The organism is Streptococcus sp. k-90, from assembly GCF_013277565.1.
GTDB lineage: Bacteria > Bacillota > Bacilli > Lactobacillales > Streptococcaceae > Streptococcus.
The window spans coordinates 1-16797 of sequence record NZ_VMNE01000021.1; the positions used below are offsets into that span (position 1 = coordinate 1).

Genomic DNA, 16797 nt, shown 5'->3' on the forward strand with positions numbered 1-16797 from the left:
TCATTGTTCAGTACTACAACCTTAGTTGTAGTGCCCTGCACATTGGTTCGTCTTGTTCAGTTTTCAAAGGCCTTTGTCACTCGCTTCTCTCAAGTGACAACTATATTAGTATATCACAGTCGCTTTCGCTTGTCAACACTTTTTTGAAACTTTTTTAAAACTTTTTTCATCAAGTGTTCCAACCGCAACATACCATAGTCCGTACGGGATTCGAACCCGTGTTACCGCCGTGAAAAGGCGGTGTCTTAACCCCTTGACCAACGGACCAGAGTTGTTATTTTCAACTCTTACTATTATACAGCCTTTTTGTTTTTTGTCAACTACTTTTTTAAACTTTTTACAAATTTTTCAATTCGTTTTTCAAATTATAGTAAAAAGAGCCAGAATTATACTGACTCTTCTATTTCTCATTAAACTTAGAAGCACGTTCTTCTCCCCACCAATAGGGCATTAGTTCTGCAACTTTAACAGTCTTTCTTCTATTGTAGTCCATCATGAATTCTGCATCTTTATTTTCAGCGTTCAACTCTAAGAGAAACTCTCTGCAAGCGCCACAAGGCATACCCGAACTTCCACCATAAGGTGGTTTGTCTCGAAAGGCTAATACTTTTTTAACCTTAGTTTGTCCCGAGAATTGGTACATATTGAAGAGTGCTGCCCGCTCTGCGCAGAGATGGAAAACACCACAGGTTCCCTCCATACAGAATCCTGTAAATATTTGTCCATCTTCTGCTTCTACTGAGGCCACAACATGGTTAGCGTAAACAAAATCAGATACTTCATGTGGATCGTATAGCTTCTGTGCTTCTTCGTACATCTTTTCCCAGATGTCCATTATTGTACCCTTCTTACTTAGAGATTTCTTTTAACATATTTTCGATATGCTGGATTGATTTTTCACGTCCAAGCAAGAAAATTGTATCTGGTAATTCTGGTCCATGCATTTCACCTGAAACAGCAATACGAATAGGCATGAAAAGATTTTTCCCTTTAATGCCTGTTTCTTTTTGGACTGCCTTAATTTGTGGGAAGATATTCTCTGTCACAAATTCATCATCTGTCATCGCTTCAAGTTTTGCTTTGAAGGCTTCAAGAACTGTTGGGACTGTTTCCCCCGCCATAACTTCGCGCTCTGCTTCTGTCAATTCTGGGAAATCTGAGAAGAAGAGATCTGTCAATGGAATAATTTCATCAACTGATTTCATTTGTGGTTTATAGAGCTCAACTAGTTTTTCAGCCTTGTCAGTCAATCGACCTGCTTCTTCTAGGAATGGTTTTGCCATTTCAAAGATAGTTTCTAGGTCTGCATTCTTGATATAATCATTGCTCATCCAGTCGAGTTTCTTCTGATCAAAGGCTGCTGGAGACTTGCTCAGGCGGTTTTCATCGAAAAGTTTAATGAGTTCTTCACGAGAGAAAATCTCATCTTCGCCACCTGGGTTCCAACCAAGAAGAGCAATAAAGTTGAAGACTGCTTCTGGAAGGTAACCTTTCTTTCTGTAATCTTCGATAAATTGAAGTGTATTAGTATCACGTTTAGATAACTTCTTCCCAGTCTCAGAATTGATAATCAAGGTCATGTGACCAAACTCTGGAGCTTCCCAACCAAGTGCTTCATAAACCATGAGTTGTTTTGGTGTATTAGCAATGTGGTCGTCTCCACGGATTACGTGAGAAATTTGCATATCATGGTCATCGATGACAACGGCAAAGTTGTATGTTGGGTAACCGTCTTTCTTTTGGATAACCCAGTCACCACCGATATTGCCACCTTCAAATTCGATATCACCTTTGACCATATCATGCCACTTGTAGATACCTGACTCGTTGACAGCCAAACGAACAGTTGGGATGAGCCCTGCTGCTTCACGTGCTGCGATGTAAGCTGCTTTTTCTTCTTCACTCATACCAAGGTATTCATTGATGTAGCGTGGTGTTTCGCCAGCTGCTTCTTGGCGTTCGCGTTCAGCTACCAACTCTTCTTCTGTAACGTAAGATTTGTAGGCTTTTCCTTCAGCTAGCAATTGGTCGATGTATTTTTGATACAAGTCCAAACGTTCAGACTGGCGGTAGTTTTCATGTGTTTCTGGACTTTCATCCCAATTCATGCCCAACCAACGAAGGTTTTCAAGCTGTGAACGTTCACCATCTTCGACATGTCGTTTACGGTCAGTATCTTCAATACGAATGATAAAAGTTCCACCGTGATGACGGGCGTAAAGGTAGTTGAATAATGCTGTACGGGCATTTCCGATGTGTAGTAGTCCTGTTGGACTTGGTGCGTAACGTACGCGGATATCTTTTGACATAGTTTCTCCTATAAAGTCTCTAGGCGTCTGCCTTTTTGCTCTCTATATTATATCACAAGTCTTGGCTGAGTCCAATTTCTATGAATAAAGAGAGTAAAAAGAGTGGGCAATCCACTCTTTTCTTCTATTATAGACGTGCGTTAAGTTCTTTGCTCAATTCTTCAAATCCTGGTTTTCCAAGAAGGGCAAACATGTTGCGTTTGTAAGCTTCAACACCTGGTTGGTCAAATGGGTTGATGGCATTCAAGTAACCAGAAAGGGCAATTGCCAATTCGAAGAAGTAGATTGTGTAACCAAGAGTGAAAGCATCTTGCTCTGGAAGGGTCACATACATGTTTGGTACATCACCATCTGTGTGGGCAAGAAGAACACCGTCAGTCGCTTTTTTGTTTACAAAGTCAACGTCTTTTCCTTGAAGGTAACCAAGTCCATCAAGGTCTTCTTCCAAAGTAGGAATAATCACGTTTTTACGAGGTTTATCAACACGGACAACTGTTTCAAACATGATACGAGTTCCTTCTTGAATAAATTGACCAAGTGAGTGCAAGTCAGTTGAGAAGTTGGCTGAAGTTGGGTAGATACCTTTTTGGTCTTTTCCTTCTGATTCACCAGCCAATTGTTTCCACCACTCTGAGAAGTATTGAAGTGATGGCTCGTAGTTTACCAAGATCTCAGTTGCATAGCCTTTACGGTAAAGGATGTTACGAACTGCTGCATATTGGTAAGCTTCGTTTTCAGAGATTTTGTCTGAAGTGTAGTCTTTGCGAGCTGCATTCGCACCTTCCATAAGGGCTTTGATGTCAGCTCCTGATGCTGCGATTGGAAGCAAACCAACGGCTGTCAATACTGAGAAGCGTCCACCGATGTCATCTGGAACAACAAATGTTTCCCAACCGTTAGCATCTGCTTCAACCTTAACCGCACCTTTTTGGCGGTCAGTTGTTGCATAGATACGTTTGTTAGCTTCTTCTTGTCCGTATTTCTTAACCAAGAGTTCTTTGAAAACACGGAAAGCGATAGCTGGTTCAGTTGTTGTACCTGATTTAGAAATCACGTTTACTGAGAAGTCTTTATCCGCAACATACTCTACTAAGTCAGCAAGGTAAGTAGATGAGATTGAGTTTCCTGCGTAAAGGATTTGTGGAGCTTTGCGCTCTTCTTTTGTTTGCAAGTTAGCAAAGTGATGGTTCAAGAAGTCGATTGCTGCTTTGGCACCAAGGTAAGATCCACCGATACCAATCACAACCAAAACATCGCTGTCTGATTTGATTTGCTCAGCAGCTTTCAAGATGCGGTCAAATTCTTCGCGGTCGTAGTTTTCAGGAAGGTCCAACCATCCCAAGAAGTCGCTCCCAGCACCAGTTCCTTTACGGATCAATTCATCTGCTGCTGTTACTTGTGATTGCATGTATTCCACTTCATGTGGTGCAACAAATTTGTCTAAAACTTTTGAATAATCAAATTTAATATGTGACATGTTATTCCTCCAATATTTCTTCTTTTCTATCATAACGCTTACCTTCGTTTTTTTCAAGTTTTTTTGTCGAATTTCTCCAATTTTTATCAGAATTCAAACGTTTGCGTAAAAATCCCACATTCCAAAAATTTTGAAAAAATAAAAGAAAGAACGACTAGATGTTCCAGTCGTTACAGTTCATTCAATAAATACTCAAATAATTCTAAATTGCCATCTTCTTCATTAACCAGAAACTCTGGATGCCACTGCAAACCGATAATGCGGTGCTCATCGATAGACTCAATCGCTTCGATAGTTTGGTCTCTTGGATCAATAGCAGTTACACGGAAATTAGGTGCCAAATCTTTAATACTCTGACGATGGACGGAGTTGACCTGACTTTCTTTTCCAAACAGCTTGGCCACCACGCTTCCTTCTACTGTCTCAATAGAGTGAGATGTCCCGAAAGGGAGCCCTTGCCAGTGACCTTCGATTTCTTGATTGAGGGTTCCACCAAAGGCAACATTGACGAGTTGAACACCGCGACAGATTGCCATAATTGGTTTATTCTGACGGAGCGCTTCTTTCAAGAGTGCCAATTCAAATTCATCACGGACCAGATTGTAATCATCGCTCTCGATGGTCTTTTTCTCTCCATAAAACTGAGGATGGACATTTTGGCCTCCTGTCAAGATGAGTTTATCAATCATTTCTACATAATCGCGCACGACTGACTCATCACCAACAGGAATGACTAAAGGGAGACCACCGACTTGACGAATGCTCTCTGCGAATCTACAAGATACAGATGAATGAATGTTTTTGCCTTCTGCGTCTACGGGACATAGATTTGCAGCAACTCCTACAACCGTTCTAGCCATGATGCCTCTCCTTTCGAATGTTAACGATAATCCTATCATATCACTCAAAGCGCCTTTCGTCTAATATGTTTTTTTTAAGACTGTGATAAATATTTTTTATGGACAAGAAAAAGCTGCCCCATAGGACAACTTCTTTCTTATTCAAAGACAAATTGATTGTGATAGAGTTCTGAGTAGAATCCACCTAGTTTCAAGAGTTCATGATGGCTACCGCGTTCAATGACTTCTCCATCTTTAAGGACAATAATCTGGTCTGCATTGAGAATGGTTTTCAAGCGATGGGCAATGACAAAACTGGTTCTACCTGCTACAACCGCCTCCATGGCATGCTGAATCTTGCTTTCTGTCACCGTATCTACGTTTGAAGTTGCTTCATCGAGAATGAGAACTTCTGGATCTGTCATCAGTGTTCGAGCGATAGAAATCAATTGTTTCTGCCCTGTCGAGAAGATGCTCTGCTCATCATCGATAAGGGTATCGTATTTATCAGGTAAGCTTTCGATATAGTCGTGAATATGGGTTGCTTTGGCTGCTGCCTCAACCATTTCCTGACTAGCATCTGGCACACCAAAACGGATATTGTCTCGAATCGTTCCGCTAAACAAGACCGAATCTTGCAAGACAATTCCCACCTTACTTCTGAGACTATCTAAATCATAGTCACGAATATCTTTCCCATCAAAATAAATCCCACCAGCATCAACATCATAAAAGCGATTGATGAGGTTCATAATGGTGGTTTTTCCTGAACCTGTCGGCCCAACAACCGCCGTCATCTGGCCTTTAGGGGCAGAAATACTGACATCTTTCAAAATAGGTTTATCAGGCAAGTATGAAAAATCAATATGACTGATTTCGACACCTTCTTGTAACTGAGTGAAGGCCGGAGCCTTTTCAGGTCGGATTTCTTCCTCTGCATCAAACATTTCCTGAATCCTCTCAGCTCCAGTAAAGGCCAACTGAAGGCTTCCCCAACTCGCTGCAACTTGGATAATAGGCTGGTAGTACTGCTGAGAAAATTGGGCAAACATAACAATCAAACCTAGGGCTGTACTTGTTTCAATAGTCTTATCATTCAAAAGTACAGCCGAACCCGCAAAGATGACGATGGCTGTGTTAACCAAACTCATCCCATTCATGACAGGGAAAAGAATTCCTGAGAACATTCTTCCTTTAAAGGTTGCCTTGCGCACACGCTCATTTTGTTTAAGAAATCCTGCCATCATATCCTCTTGAATCCCTTGAACAATGACAGCTTTTTGGCCTGAGATACTCTCATCCATATAGGCGTTGAGTTTCCCTACCTCTTTTTGCTGGAGGTTAGTGTATTTGCGTGCCATTTTCACGATGAAAATCAGCATGAAGAAGGCTACTGGTGTACTGGCAATGGTGATGAGAGCCAGAGTCACATTTCTCGAAAACATGATAAGAATCAGACCAATGTATAAAACAATATTGCTCATGACCTGAATCAAGCTCTCGTTAAAGGCTTGGAGGATATTATCCAAATCACTAGTAAAACGAGACAGGATATCTCCATCTTGTCGGCGGTCAAAGAATGAAACCGTCAATCGCGCAAGCTTTCCAAAGAGGCCTTTGCGCATCTCGTTGGTCGATTCTGCAATCACGCGCGTCATAAGGCACATGTATATGACACTGGAGATAAATAGAACCAAAACCAGCAGACCAAGATTGACCATGATTCCTGATAGACTCTGCCAAACAAGTTCTGGATTGCCATCTTGATAAGCTTGAACTAAGTTGGCTAACTGCGTCACTGCTTGTCCAGAAAAGACCGGAAAGAGGGCTTGGGCAAGAGTCGCCAGAACAATCATCAAGATGACAACTACAAATGATAGCTTATAGACTTTGAAATAATTCCAAAAAAATTGAACTGTCTTCATTTTACTCCTCCTTTCCCTTCTGTGTTTCGTAGATTTCACGGTAAACGGCATTGTTGGCAACCAAGTCTGCATGCGTACCTTGACCAATCAATCGTCCTTGATCTAGAACCAAAATTTTATCTGCATGGACAACCGAGCTAATCTTTTGCGCGATGATAATGGTTGTTGTTCCCTTCAAGTCCTTATTCAAGGCTTCTTGCACCAGGCGCTCTGACTTAGCATCCAAGGCCGAGGTCGAATCGTCAAAAATCAGAATACGTGGATTGCTGACAATTCCACGCGCAATCGACATCCTTTGCTTTTGCCCACCTGAGAAGTTGGTTCCCCTTTCCTCAACTGGACTTTCAAAGGTTTTCTCCATACGATGAATGAATTCACTAGCCTGGGCAATATTAGCTGCGCGTTCCATTTCAAATAGAGTAGCATCTCCCTTACCCTGTCTCAAGTTATCTGCAATCGTTCCACTGAAGAGAATGGCACGTTGAAGAACGATAGAAACAGTTTTACGCAGGGTTCCTTCACTCACTTCTCGAATATCCTTGCCTCCGATTTTGATGGCCCCTTCCTGTGGGTCAAAGAGACGTGGAATCAATTGAGCCAAGGTTGATTTTCCTGCACCAGTCGCTCCAACGACACCAACCATCTGACCAGGTTCAATAGTAAAGCTCACATCTTTCAGCATCGGTTCCTTGTCCATTGGATAGGTAAAGGTCACATTTTCAAAGCTAAGACTTCCGACCAACTCTTCATCTGGCACATCCTTGAAGGTCATGGCTGGCTCTGCATCAAGAATTTCTCGAATACGACGCAGAGAAATCATGGCACGACTGACAGAATTTCCCAAAAATCCAACCATAACAATGGTAAAGATAATCTGGCTTAGGTAATTGACAAAGGAAGCAATGGAACCAACAACTGACGGATCCGACTGAACCATCCCCGCAACCAGCCAAATAGAGAGGAATACCGCCCCATAACCGACCAACATCATGAAAGGTTCCACTACTGAAAAGGCATAACCAATGTAAAGATTTTGACCGAGTAGCTCGTCTGAAACCTCCGTAAACTTAGCAAACTGCTCTTTTTCTTGGACAAAGGACTTGACCACACGAACGCCACGCAAATTTTCCTTGGCAATGGCATTGATGCGTTCAAGAAGGGTTTGAAACTTGGCAAAACGAGGCCCCATCATCCCCATCATGACAGCAGTCAAACCAAAAATCAAGACTACCATGAGAACAATCACCCACCACAGAGAAGGTAAGGTTTGAACAGCCAAGATAAACGAACCGATGAACAAGAGGGGGAGCCTGAAAAGAATTTGGAAGGTCATCATGACCACGTTCTGAATCTGGTTGATATCATTTGTCATGCGAACAACTAGATTTCCCGCATTAAATTGTTCAATATTGGCATAAGAAAAGGTTTGGATTTTACGGAAGGCATCCTCTCGAAGGTCGGATGAAACTCCTTGGGCAATATAGGCTGCAAGGATAACATTAAGCCCACCAGCAACCAAACCGACCAAGGCCACACCAATCAACCAAGCCCCGATACTATAAATAGCTTCATATTTCCCAGCAAGGAGGGCGTCTAACACTTCCTGCAGATAACGCGGTTGCAGAAGTGAACTAGCAACCATCAAGCCTGTCATCAGAAGCGAAGCTAAGGCCTGCCACTTGTAGGTTTTTATTTTCTGAATTAGCATACTTTCTCCTTAAAAAATAGACAAAAGGGAGCGACAATGTGTCAGCTCCTTCTCATTCTGTTTGTGTGATGTTATTCTAGCAAAAAAGTGAGGGATTGTCAAAGAAGTCCCCTTGATATAGCTAGAATGACAAGTAATTCATTCTTTATAATTTTTGTTTTAACTCGACCAAGACATTCATAGCCTGCATAGGTGTCATATTGTAAACATCCAGTTTAGCTAATTCTGCTAGGATAGGATGGTCTGCTGGCGCGTCAAAGAGTGAAATCTGTTCAGTGACAGCACTTGTTTGCCTCATTGGAGCAGGACTTTCTGTACCCTGACTCTCTAACTGAGTCAAAATCTTATCCGCCCTTGCTAAAAGGTCTGCTGGCAAGCCAGCAATCTTGGCAACATGGATACCATAGGATTTATCGGCTGGCCCTGGTTCAATCTTGTGAAGGAAGGTGACCTGCCCATCCTGCTCCAAGGTTGCCACGTGAACATTGATCAAGTGTTCCAGGCTGGACTCTAGACTAGTCAACTCATGGTAGTGGGTCGCAAAGAGGGTCTTGGCTCCGATATGCTCATGAATGTATTCGATGATAGACTGAGCAAGAGCCATACCATCATAAGTTGCAGTTCCACGACCTAACTCATCAAAGAGAATCAAGGAATTCTTTGTTGCATGCGAAATGGCATTGTTGGCCTCCATCATCTCCACCATGAAGGTTGATTGACCTGAAACCAAGTCATCGGCTGCTCCGATACGGGTAAAAATCGCATCAAAAATCGGTAAATGGGCGCTTTCTGCTGGCACATAAGAACCCATCTGGGCCATAACCGCCGTCATGGCTAACTGACGCATGTAGGTAGATTTCCCGCTCATGTTTGGCCCTGTAATCAGTTGAATACTGGTATCTTCTGCCATCTGAATCGTATTGGGAATATAGGTCTGAGCCCCCATAACCTTTTCAACGACAGCATGGCGCCCTTGCTGGATATCAATTCGCGAATCATCTCCGAATTCAGGTCGAATCAAATGTTGGGTTTCAGCCACAACCGCCAGACTCTGTAAGACATCAACTGTCGCAATTCCTTGAGCTAGAGCCTGCAAACGCTGGATGTACTTGCTGACCTCTTCACGAATACGCATAAAAATTTCGTACTCTAGGTTAGCTGACTTCTCACGCGCCTCCAGCATATCTCCCTCGATACGGGCTAATTCTTCGGTTCCAAAACGTTCTGAGTTTTTCAGCGTTGCCTTGCGGAAAAAGTGAGCAGGCACATTTCCTAGTTGCGAATTGGTCACATGGAAATAGTAGCCATCCTTTTTATTGTAGTCAATCTTGAGCGTACTAATACCAGAGTTTTCTCGCTCCTTGGCCTCAATCTCAGCAATCCAACCAGTCCCTTCTCTGAGCACACGACGGTACTTGTCTAAAGTCTCATCAAATCCAGTCCGGATAATGCCACCTTCTGTAATCACATGGGGAGCTTCAGGAGCAATCGCCGCACTAATCAAACTCTCCAACTCAGGGATTCCATCCAGTTGTTCGATGAGATAAGCTAGAGCAGGTTGCTCCATTCCTTCTAAAATCGCACGAATCCGTGGCACACTAGATAAGGTGGTCGCCAACTGCAAGAGATCCTTGGGATTGGTTTTTCCAAAAGAAACACGACTAGCCAAGCGTTCGATATCATAGACACCCTTGAGGCTGTCTGTCAAATCACTGCGCTCAAAGAAATGGTCGAGAAAGACCTGCACCACCTCTTGACGTTGGACGATTCGTTCCTTATCAATCAAAGGACGATGGATCCAAGAACGTAACAGCCGCATACCCATAGCTGTTTTGGTTTCATCCAAAAGCCAGAAAAGACTGCCTTGCTTCTTGCCTGACCGAGCATTCTCAACCAAATCCAGACTAGCCTTGGTCGCATAATCCATCTGCAAGAAATCCTTGATCTCATAGCGGATAACAGGCTTGAGGTGGTTCAATTCCCTCATCTGAGTTCGATGGACATACTGGAGCAACTTACTAGATGCCGCTTGTTCCACAGCTGCCAATCGTGAATCCAGTAAATGAAGGTCTTCAAAGCCTTCTTTTTCATAGGAAAGTACCAGATTCATCTGACGACTAAGGATTTGTTCTTCTTCCTCAGACAAGTCATAACCCAGCACCACTTCTCGAGCCTTGAGATTGCGGATTTCCCCACAAACCAGCGTAAAATCCAAAAGACCTGTCACATAAAAGTCACCCGTCACCAGGTCCATATAAGCTAGGCCAAATTGATTGCCAGCACGGTCTATGGCAACCAAGAAGTTGTTCTGACTATCCGGCTTACTGCTATCGACCACTGTCCCTGGCGTAATGACCTGAACAACCTCTCGTTTCACAACCCCAACTGCTTGTTTAGGATCTTCCATCTGTTCAGCAATGGCTACCTTATAGCCCCGCTCAATCAAGACATCAATGTACTGTTGGGCAGAATGATAGGGAACACCCGCCATAGGAATCGGATTGTCGGCATTCTTGTTGCGACTCGTTAAGGAAATTTCCAGAATCTGCGCAGCATTGACCGCATCCTCATAAAATAATTCATAAAAATCACCCATACGAAAGAGCAAAAACGCATCTGGATATTGCTTTTTAATATCCACATACTGTTGCATGCCGGGTGATAGCTTTTCTGTCGCCATTTTCCGTCTCTCCTTGTCAAAAATAAGTCTTGAGAGCAACTCTCAAGACCTTACTTATCTTTCATCAAATCTAGCAAACGATCTTCCATGAGTTTGGCAACGTGCTGGTCTCGACAAATGACCAATAAGGTATTGGCACCAGCAACTGTTCCTAAAATCCATTCATCCTTGTTTGCATCTACAATATTTGCCAAAACAGAAGCTTCTCCCAATTTGGTATGAAGTACCAAGGTAAACTCTGCTCTTGCAACACCTTCTAAATGATGAGACAAAAATTCCACCAAATCAATCTTTTCTGTCTCATTTGCTAGTACATAATACACCATATCATTTTTCTTGACCTTGGTCAAGCCGATTTCGCGCAAATCACGAGACAGGGTTGTCTGCGTCACAAAAACATTGTGCGCCTCTAACCGATCTTGAATTTCTTTTTGTGTACTTAATTTCTCCTCAGTAATCATTTTTTTTATTAACTGATGACGATCTCTTTTTCTCATAAAATCCTCTTATATGAATATTTATAACTAATTTTATAACTATATTATACCAAAAAAACAGGAGATTTCAAAAATTTTTTCTTCTTTCTTTAAAATTGTGATAAAATAGTAGAAAAGTCCAAAAAGGAGCTCTTAATGAATACAAAAGAATTGATTGCTAGCGAGTTGGCTAGCGTCATTGATAGCCTGGACCAAGAGGCTATTTTAAATTTACTGGAAACCCCTAAAAACTCAGAAATGGGAGACATTGCTTTCCCTGCTTTTTCTCTTGCAAAAGTCGAACGTAAGGCACCTCAAATGATTGCTGCTGAACTGGCTGAAAAGATTAACAGCCAAGCCTTTGAAAAGGTTGTTGCAACGGGGCCTTACGTTAACTTTTTCCTTGATAAATCTGCCATTTCTGCTCAAGTATTGCAAGCTGTTATCACTGAAAAAGAACACTATGCTGACCAACATATTGGTAAACAAGAAAATGTTGTTATCGATATGTCTAGTCCCAATATCGCTAAACCATTTTCTATTGGTCACCTGCGCTCAACTGTTATCGGAGATAGCTTGTCACATATTTTCCAAAAAATCGGTTATCAAACGGTCAAGGTCAACCATTTGGGAGACTGGGGTAAACAGTTTGGGATGTTGATTGTTGCCTACAAAAAATGGGGCAACGAAGAAGCTGTAAAAGCTCATCCAATCGATGAACTTCTTAAACTCTATGTCCGTATCAATGCTGAAGCTGAAAACGACCCTAGCTTGGATGAAGAAGCACGCGAATGGTTCCGTAAACTGGAAAATGGAGATGAGGAAGCTCTCGCTCTTTGGCAATGGTTCCGTGATGAAAGTTTGGTGGAATTTAACCGCCTTTACAATGAATTGCAAGTCGAATTTGACAGTTACAACGGAGAAGCCTTCTACAACGATAAAATGGATGCAGTTGTAGACATTCTTTCTGAAAAAGGCCTTCTTGTAGAATCAGAAGGTGCCCAAGTTGTCAATCTTGAGAAATATGGAATTGAGCATCCAGCCCTCATCAAGAAATCTGATGGTGCAACTCTCTATATCACACGTGACTTGGCTGCAGCCCTTTACCGTAAAAATGAATACCAATTTGCCAAATCGATCTACGTCGTTGGTCAAGAGCAATCTGCCCACTTTAAACAGCTCAAAGCTGTCTTGCAAGAAATGGGCTACGACTGGAGTGACAACATTACCCACGTTCCTTTTGGATTGGTTACAAAAGAAGGGAAAAAACTCTCTACTCGTAAAGGGAATGTTATCTTGCTAGAGCCTACTGTTGCAGAGGCTGTTAGTCGTGCCAAAGCCCAAATCGAGGCTAAAAATCCTGAATTGGAAAATAAAGATCAGGTAGCACATGCTGTTGGGGTCGGAGCTATTAAATTCTATGACCTCAAGACCGACCGTACAAATGGGTACGACTTCGACCTTGAAGCTATGGTATCCTTTGAAGGCGAAACAGGTCCTTATGTTCAATATGCCTACGCTCGTATCCAATCGATCTTACGCAAAGCAGATTTCAAACCAGAAACAGACGGCAACTATAGCTTGAATGATGCTGAAAGCTGGGAAATCATCAAACTCATCCAAGACTTCCCACGTATTATCAACCGTGCAGCAGATAACTTTGAACCTTCTATCATTGCTAAATTTGTAATTAGCCTAGCTCAAGCCTTTAACAAATACTATGCACATACGCGTATCTTGGATGAAAGCCCAGAACGCGACAGCCGTCTAGCCCTCAGCTACGCAACAGCAGTCGTTCTCAAAGAAGCACTTCGCTTGCTTGGAGTAGAAGCGCCAGAGAAGATGTGATTCAGTACTAACAATTGGAACTAAAGTTCCTAATTGTTAGACGCTAGCCGCTTATATGCGGACTAGCTAACTGCTTCACTAGTAAAGAAACATAAATATTATCGATGTATGTTTCTTTACGTCGTAACCAGAGATACTTACCTAAACGCTTCACTAATTCACCAATCCAAATAATATTGATTCGGTTAGGCTCATGTCGTAATCTTTTAATTACTTGATTGTAAAGCAGTCTAAGTAACTGACGTTCAATCCTATACGAGCTTGGTTTTAGAAGCCTATCAAAAATCTTATCAAGTTTTGCTGACTGATTCTGCTATTTTAGGCCCACTGAATCAATTTATTCACTACTATTTCTTTATCATACAGGGAGATTTCCTATGAGCCAATATGCTTATATCCTCGTTGTAATTAGCTTGGTGTTCCTTTTTCTGCTCAATAAATACGAGAAGGAAAGATTGCAAAAGCTCTACCAAGAACAACTTTTAAAGGATGAAACATTTAGGGCTGACATCAAAGAGAAAATTCACACGACTGAAAATATCAATGATGTCATTGCTTACATCAATAAAACTTATCATCTAGGAATGTTGCTATCAAAAGACATTACAGATCAATTGAAATAACCTAGCTATTCTTTAAGGAATATCAAAACCGAGACTAAGACTTTAATACTTCGTCTCGGTTTTTATATATTTTTCAAGCAACAAAACCACCACTCCCCAGCAATGAAAGTGCAAAATCCTCTAGAATATGATAGAATAATGGAAAGGACTCTATTAAGGAGGAAATCATGGAAAAACAAACCGTCGCCGTCTTGGGGCCTGGTTCTTGGGGAACTGCCCTTTCACAAGTCTTAAATGACAATGGGCACGAGGTACGTATTTGGGGAAATCTGCCTGAGCAAATCAATGAAATTAATACCTATCATACTAACAAGCACTACTTTAAAGATGTCGTTCTAGATGACAAAATCAATGCCTACACTGACTTAGCAGAAACACTGAAAGATGTAGATGCGATTTTGTTTGTTGTCCCAACAAAAGTGACACGACTTGTTGCCCAGCAAGTTGCACAAACCTTGGATCATAAGGCTATCATCATGCACGCTTCAAAGGGATTAGAGCCTGATAGTCATAAACGATTATCAACCATCCTTGAAGAAGAAATTCCTGAACATCTCCGCAGTGATATCGTCGTTGTTTCAGGACCTAGTCATGCGGAAGAAACCATTGTTCGTGACCTGACTTTAATCACTGCTGCTTCTAAGAATTTACAAACAGCTCAATACGTTCAGGAACTCTTTAGTAATCACTACTTCCGACTTTATACCAATACGGATGTTATCGGGGTCGAAACTGCTGGTGCTCTTAAAAACATTATTGCTGTCGGTGCTGGAGCCTTGCATGGTCTGGGATTTGGTGACAATGCTAAGGCAGCCATCATCGCTCGAGGTTTGGCAGAAATTACTCGCTTAGGGGTAGCACTCGGGGCTAATCCATTGACCTATAGCGGCTTATCTGGTGTGGGAGATTTGATCGTAACAGGAACCTCCATCCACTCTCGTAACTGGAGAGCTGGAGATGCCCTTGGTCGTGGAGAATCCCTAGCTGATATAGAAGCTAATATGGGCATGGTAATTGAAGGAATTTCAACGACTCGAGCAGCCTATGAACTAGCGCAAGAACTTGGAGTCTATATGCCGATTACACAGGCCATTTACCAAGTTATTTACAACGGAACCAATATCAAAGATGCCATTTATGACATCATGAACAATGAATTTAAAGCAGAAAATGAGTGGTCTTAACTCTCTAAAGAAAGGATTCTTATGACATCAACAGTTAGAAAGGCAGTCATTCCTGCCGCTGGACTAGGGACTCGATTTTTACCAGCCACCAAGGCCCTTGCCAAAGAAATGTTGCCAATTGTAGACAAACCAACTATCCAGTTTATCGTGGAAGAGGCTCTTAAATCAGGTATTGAAGATATTCTGGTTGTCACTGGTAAATCAAAACGTTCTATTGAGGACCACTTTGACTCAAACTTTGAGCTTGAATACAATCTTAAGGAAAAAGGCAAAACGGATTTGTTAAAATTGGTGGATGAAGCAACTGGTATGCGCCTTCACTTTATCCGTCAAAGCCATCCTCGTGGTCTGGGAGATGCTGTCTTACAAGCTAAAGCTTTTGTAGGCAATGAACCTTTTGTTGTCATGCTGGGTGATGACCTTATGGACATCACAGACGAGAATGCCGTTCCTTTGACAAAACAATTGATGAATGATTACGAAAAGACACACGCATCAACCATTGCTGTCATGCCCGTACCACACGAAGACGTTTCATCATATGGGGTTATAGCGCCTCAAGGAGAAGGAATCAATGGTCGCTATAGCGTCGAAACTTTCGTTGAAAAACCAGCTCCAGAAGATGCTCCAAGTGATTTGGCAATTATCGGTCGCTATCTTCTCACACCTGAGATTTTTGATATCTTAGAAAATCAAACTCCTGGTGCTGGAAATGAGATCCAACTTACCGACGCTATTGATACGCTTAATAAAACACAACGTGTTTTCGCCCGTGAATTTACAGGAGCTCGTTACGACGTTGGGGATAAGTTCGGCTTTATGAAAACATCTATTGACTACGCCCTCAAGCACCCACAAGTCAAAGATGATTTGAAAAATTACCTCATCCAACTGGGAAAAGAATTGGCTGAGGGAGAATAATCCATCTTGCATATGTAAAAAAGCATCTCTAAAATTTGTTCTCTAGAGATGCTTTTACTTTAAAATTGCATGCGATTTAAAATTGCTGAGGTATCTCTGTCAATCTCCCATCGCAATCTTGGTAATTTGTCACTGACTACAGAATTTCAAACACAAATCTGATTGACGTTTTGATGATCCGAGCCGTTTCTCTAGCATCTAACTGATCTGTAAACAGCAAGTGATTTTTTTTGATATTTTTAGCTAGGAACTCATTTCTTGACTGGATTGATAAATCGCCTGTTCTCTCAATTTCTTTCCTTAAGGAATCTCGTTTTTTCAAGGTTTCTTCTTCAGCCAGCAGGACACAGTATTTTAAACTGATTTGTTTTTCTTTTAAGAAGGTTGCAATTTTCTTTAGTTGCTCTTCAAAAATGACATATTCTATCACAACGGTAATGCCTCGGTCGATGAAATTATTGATCAGACTGATGATATTATCCCAAAATAAATCCATGTAATAACCATCATCTTCCCAAGGAGCCACGAGTCCTCCTTTAATCATTAAATAAATCATGTCGCCTTCAATTACTGCACTTTTCTTAAAAGAATAGGCCAACTCCTTACTGACTGTGCTTTTCCCAACACCAGGAGGGCCTGAAATGATGTAAACACAATTTTCCATTCGACTACCTCGTCCATTCTTTTATTATTGACTATTATAGCATTTTTTAGTCTATTAAAGATCAGACAAATTCATCAAATCATAAGATACAAGAAACTAGCTCCTTCCAATTTTGCAACAAAAAAGTCATCTTTGTAGATGAC

General features: G+C 41.7%; 13 protein-coding genes and 1 tRNA gene. 4 read left to right on the plus strand and 10 right to left on the minus strand.

The features are described from left to right. Window positions 1–195 precede the first annotated feature (195 nt). From HT734_RS07010 to argR, 9 genes are all read right to left on the minus strand, one after another. Window positions 196–267: transfer RNA gene (locus tag HT734_RS07010), tRNA-Glu, on the minus strand. A gap of 133 nt (window positions 268–400) precedes the next feature. Then, on the minus strand, window positions 401–835 hold the full coding sequence (locus HT734_RS07015; protein ID WP_173277335.1) for a cytidine deaminase: 435 nt from the start codon (window positions 833–835) through the stop codon (window positions 401–403). A 13-nt stretch (window positions 836–848) separates the two neighbouring features. After that, entirely contained in the window at window positions 849–2309 is a 1461-nt protein-coding gene (gene gltX / locus HT734_RS07020) for a glutamate--tRNA ligase (protein ID WP_173277333.1), read from the minus strand. Between the two features lie 127 nt (window positions 2310–2436). Next, the gene (locus HT734_RS07025; RefSeq protein ID WP_000018269.1) at window positions 2437–3786 is read right to left on the minus strand and encodes a glucose-6-phosphate isomerase; all 1350 of its coding nucleotides are present in this window, start codon (window positions 3784–3786) and stop codon (window positions 2437–2439) included. A 170-nt stretch (window positions 3787–3956) separates the two neighbouring features. After that, on the minus strand, window positions 3957–4646 hold the full coding sequence (locus tag HT734_RS07030; RefSeq protein WP_000124770.1) for a gamma-glutamyl-gamma-aminobutyrate hydrolase family protein: 690 nt from the start codon (window positions 4644–4646) through the stop codon (window positions 3957–3959). A gap of 137 nt (window positions 4647–4783) precedes the next feature. Further along, complete coding sequence (gene patB / locus HT734_RS07035) at window positions 4784–6550, minus strand: multidrug efflux ABC transporter subunit PatB (RefSeq protein WP_173277331.1); 1767 nt, start codon at window positions 6548–6550, stop codon at window positions 4784–4786. A 1-nt stretch (window position 6551) separates the two neighbouring features. Next, window positions 6552–8258 (minus strand): multidrug efflux ABC transporter subunit PatA, encoded by a 1707-nt coding sequence (gene patA, locus HT734_RS07040; protein ID WP_061759657.1) that lies wholly within the window; start codon window positions 8256–8258, stop codon window positions 6552–6554. A gap of 145 nt (window positions 8259–8403) precedes the next feature. Further along, on the minus strand, window positions 8404–10938 hold the full coding sequence (gene mutS / locus HT734_RS07045) for a DNA mismatch repair protein MutS (protein ID WP_173277329.1): 2535 nt from the start codon (window positions 10936–10938) through the stop codon (window positions 8404–8406). A 50-nt stretch (window positions 10939–10988) separates the two neighbouring features. Further along, window positions 10989–11435, minus strand: coding sequence for an arginine repressor (gene argR, locus HT734_RS07050; RefSeq protein WP_001231476.1), 447 nt, complete (start codon window positions 11433–11435; stop codon window positions 10989–10991). Between the two features lie 135 nt (window positions 11436–11570). Between argR and argS the strand changes: the two genes are divergently transcribed. The 4 genes from argS (at window position 11571) to galU (ending at window position 15990) form a co-directional block, all read left to right on the plus strand. Beyond that, entirely contained in the window at window positions 11571–13262 is a 1692-nt protein-coding gene (gene argS, locus HT734_RS07055) for an arginine--tRNA ligase (protein WP_173277327.1), read from the plus strand. Window positions 13263–13639: 377 nt separating this feature from the next. Continuing rightward, on the plus strand, window positions 13640–13885 hold the full coding sequence (locus HT734_RS07060) for a hypothetical protein (protein ID WP_060806196.1): 246 nt from the start codon (window positions 13640–13642) through the stop codon (window positions 13883–13885). Between the two features lie 167 nt (window positions 13886–14052). Beyond that, window positions 14053–15069 carry an NAD(P)H-dependent glycerol-3-phosphate dehydrogenase gene (locus HT734_RS07065; RefSeq protein ID WP_061759660.1) on the plus strand — a complete coding sequence of 339 codons (1017 nt, stop codon included), beginning with the start codon at window positions 14053–14055 and terminating at the stop codon, window positions 15067–15069. Window positions 15070–15090: 21 nt separating this feature from the next. Then, entirely contained in the window at window positions 15091–15990 is a 900-nt protein-coding gene (gene galU, locus HT734_RS07070) for a UTP--glucose-1-phosphate uridylyltransferase GalU (protein ID WP_061759661.1), read from the plus strand. Between the two features lie 136 nt (window positions 15991–16126). Here the strand turns inward: galU and HT734_RS07075 are convergent, their stop codons facing one another. Further along, complete coding sequence (locus tag HT734_RS07075) at window positions 16127–16654, minus strand: AAA family ATPase (RefSeq protein WP_000426562.1); 528 nt, start codon at window positions 16652–16654, stop codon at window positions 16127–16129. Window positions 16655–16797: the final 143 nt, after the last annotated feature.